The sequence below is a fragment of the Streptomyces sp. NPDC050610 genome, assembly GCF_040654875.1.
Lineage (GTDB): Bacteria > Actinomycetota > Actinomycetes > Streptomycetales > Streptomycetaceae > Streptomyces.
The window spans coordinates 1-3211 of record NZ_JBFAIV010000087.1 but is presented as its reverse complement, the minus strand read 5'-3'; the positions used below and the strand labels follow the sequence as shown (position 1 = coordinate 3211).

At 65.8% G+C, this 3211-nt stretch carries 4 protein-coding genes and 1 pseudogene; 2 read left to right on the top strand and 3 right to left on the bottom strand.

The annotated features are described in order from the left end of the window. Positions 1-665 (top strand): DUF6461 domain-containing protein (locus tag AB0I22_RS39615; protein ID WP_363135888.1); only part of this gene is annotated, 665 nt, incomplete at its 5' end. Positions 666-832: 167 nt separating this feature from the next. Beyond that, a complete protein-coding gene (locus tag AB0I22_RS39610) occupies positions 833-1117 on the top strand; it encodes a hypothetical protein (protein ID WP_363135887.1) in 285 nt (94 codons plus the stop codon). 652 nt (positions 1118-1769) lie between these two features. On the opposite strand, the pseudogene AB0I22_RS39605 reads toward AB0I22_RS39610, so the two are convergent. From AB0I22_RS39605 to AB0I22_RS39595, 3 genes and pseudogenes are all read right to left on the bottom strand, one after another. After that, positions 1770-2146: pseudogene (locus AB0I22_RS39605) on the bottom strand (toxin Doc). Between the two features lie 3 nt (positions 2147-2149). Then, positions 2150-2404, bottom strand: coding sequence for a hypothetical protein (locus AB0I22_RS39600; RefSeq protein WP_363135886.1), 255 nt, complete (start codon positions 2402-2404; stop codon positions 2150-2152). A gap of 502 nt (positions 2405-2906) precedes the next feature. Next, the coding region (locus AB0I22_RS39595; RefSeq protein ID WP_363135885.1) for a DUF3592 domain-containing protein at positions 2907-3211 on the bottom strand (305 nt) is incomplete at its 5' end.

Genomic DNA, 3211 nt, shown 5'->3' with positions numbered 1-3211 from the left:
GGAACAGAACGCCGAAACTCTCCCTCACCCCGACCGAAACCATGCCTGACCAGCGAAAACCAAACGACCACGTCCGGTTGAGATACAGCTTCTCAGCTGGTGACTTGGAATTGGGTTGGACGTACGAAGACCTGGTGTGCTTCAACCTCGTGCAGGGGCGCACCCCGGAAGATGTTCTGAGGATGTACGAAGCGGACCCCGCACAGGCCCGGATCATGACGGGACAGCAGGCGACGCACGAGTTCGACCGCCCTCCTGCCAGCGGGTCGGTTCTACGCGTCGGGCACGCCGGCGCCTGGACGTTCTGCTTGGAGTCCGCCTGGGAACCTGAAGGGTTCGATCCAGATCTGCTCGAGCACCTCTCGGCCGGAACTGACGCCATTCACTACTTCCGGAACCCCAAGGGCGGGGTCTTCATCAACCACTTGAGGGTCCGAAAGGTCGTGGAGAGCTTCGAGCTCGCACTGCCCGAACCTCTTCCTCAAGAGACTGCTCCTTGGGGACTTGCCGAGGACTTCCGGAGAAGGGCGAGCGTCGCTCCCAAGGGAAACAACGGATACGACGAGATGTGGGTCATCCTCAGCAACCTCACGGGCGTTCCGTTGAACGACGACCTCGTCGAGGGGCCGTTGCTGACCGTGCTGCACAGGCCTCCTTACGCATAGTCGAGCAAAGAGGGAATCGCCTACTTCACAGGTGAGCACGTGCTGTCGATAGCAAAGACAAGAAATGCGCGGGCTTCCGGTCGCTGGATCGGGTGCGGGCCTGAGTTTCGGTGCCGCCGTGGTGGGCGTCCGCGTACCGTACCGGCAGGAAGAAGAAGGAGGCCCGGATGGATGCCATCCTCAAGACGGTCATCGGCGGGGAACTGGTGGAGCTCCCCGGCACCATCGCGGGTGTCCGAGCCGCGCTGGACGCCGAGCAGGCAGGCGAGTTCGACCGTGAGGTCGAGCATGCCCCGGCCACCGAGCTGCCTCTCGTCGTGGTCCGCTGGGCTCTGGCCGGGACCGGCGCCGAGGAGGAGGACGAGGCGCTCTTCGAGCGCCTGGTCCGCGGCGAGGACATCGGCGCCCACGAACCGAGCGACGGCGGCACACCGGGCTCAGAGGTGACGTGATCAGCGTCGCGATGAGGGGCGGCCGGACAGCGGCCGCTCAACGGCTTCGCTTACCAAGAGACGGCAAACCAGCTGACACGGTTCGTACGCTTTGCGACGGCCCATCAGCCGGGGGCCGACGTCGGGCCTCATATCTCAACCAGGCCAATGCGGGCTGCTCGCGCAATGGGGGAATCTGCACCACCCTGACTCCATCACCAGACGCGACTTTGTCACCTGACCTTGGGCACACCACGACCCTTCCAGGGGGCTGATGTGAGTACAACCGCCCCGTTCTGCGGTTGACCTTGGTTTTGGTCTTGCATTCCGGGCAAATAAATCTGACGGCGCTCGGGTTCCCCATCGCGGCTCCCCACCCCAGGAATCTTGTCCCAACCAGACTCTCGTGCAACAAGCCTATTGCCAGGCGACGTTGCGCACCATGGCCCGTTGAGCAGTCTGGTGAACGCCATACCGGCAGGGTCTGGGCCCGACCGGCACGCAGGCGACCCGGTGAGCACGACGCCCGGGCTCGCGTTCGACGCCCTCCACGCCCCCAGCAGACAACCCCGGAATAGCGACACCCCGCGCTAGCGATGCTGGACCGCACCGAGGAGTCTGAAGCGGAGCCTGCACGCCGATAGAGATCTCTCAGAACGCGCTGCGGGCAGGGTCAGATGCGCCAGCTGCGGATGCGTTCGGCGCACAGGTAGACGTCGGCGTGGCCGGCGCGGACGTCCTGGGCGAGGTCGATGAAGCCGCCGTACGGCTCGGCGAGGCCTTCGCCGGAGGCCTGCATGTAGGAGATCGCCACGAGCGCGGCGAAGGTGGGGTTGCGCGCGGGCAGCGGGCGGACGCTGACGATCTCGTGGAAGAGCGCGGCCGCGCGCCAGGAGGCGTCGGGCAGGTACCCGAGCCGGGGTGTGTTGACCTTGTGGCGTGCGACGGCCGCGACCAGTGAGGAGAAGTCGCTGACTCCAGGGCCTTGGGGAGGAACGCGGCCTGCTGTTCCAGCAGCCAGCCGACGTCGATGTAGAGCTCGGGCGGCATCGCTCAGGCGGCCTTCGTCCCGGAGCGCGCGGCGGCGTCGGGTTCCTCGTCGGGGAACGTGGCGGCGAACTGGTCGGCCAGGTCGGAGTTCATCAGCTCCCGGAAGCGGGCTGCGGCCAGTTCCAGCCGCGGGTCGCGCTCGGCGGTCTCCGTGAGCAGCGCGGTCACGGTCGTGTGCTCCGCCTCGGCGCGCAGCTTGAGCCGCTCGGCCGTCTCCGGGCTCACCCGGATGGTGATCTTTTCCGTCTTCTCACCCATGTTCCGCACTGTACAGCGCTTGCCATACACAGCGCGGGCCGATACGGACAGTCGAAGTTGCCGGCCCAGCCCCGTACGGGTCGTCGACCGCGCCGCCTGAACTCCGGGCCGGCGCGGTCACGAAAACCTCTGCCTTCCTGCCCGCCTCTTCGCGTCCGCGGAGTGCACTCGCGGGATCGTCCAGTCCGGTGGCCAGGACTGGTGTCAGCGTGCGGTCGGGGCCGTGGGCGGGGTGCGTGCCTCGAGGGCGTTGTAGGCGGCGATGGCGCGGCCGAGGGTCTCTGCCGTGTATCCGACCTGGACCCCTCCTCTGTGGCGGCTCTCGCGCTACGCGCACACGGCAGGCGTCAACGAACTCCTCGAACGAATCCGAGCCGTCGGCTGAAACATGCGTCGCGGGAGGCTGTCTAACTGCTGCAGCATGCTCGTCTTTCGCGCCCGCCTGGACACAAAGCGCGGCCCGGCGACGGTCGCCTTCGCGTTGTGTCCAGGCGGGGAGCGATCACTCGGACGCCGCCGCGATTGCGAAGATCAAGGTCACGGCACCAAAACTCATGGCGCAAAGTAGAATCAAAGCCGCCTGGCGACCCTCGTCGCTCACCAACACCGCTTTTTTCGGATTTTCGGGATCATGCCGTGCCCTGACCGGCTCTCCAGGTTCATGAAGGGGGCTCGGGCGATACGAACTTTGCACCTCTATTCGCTTTCCGTTTTCCAGAGCGAAACTGCATACGCTGGCGACGTCCCCGTCCCGCCATTTATTGTATTCGCACACCGCGTCGACCTCTACTCCGTTTCGGAGAGTAG

Coding starts and splice junctions, on each gene's coding strand:
- AB0I22_RS39610 (WP_363135887.1), top strand. CDS start 833: ATGGATGCCATCCTCAAGACGGTCATCGGCGGGGAACTGGTGGAGCTC.
- AB0I22_RS39600 (WP_363135886.1), bottom strand. CDS start 2,404: ATGGGTGAGAAGACGGAAAAGATCACCATCCGGGTGAGCCCGGAGACG.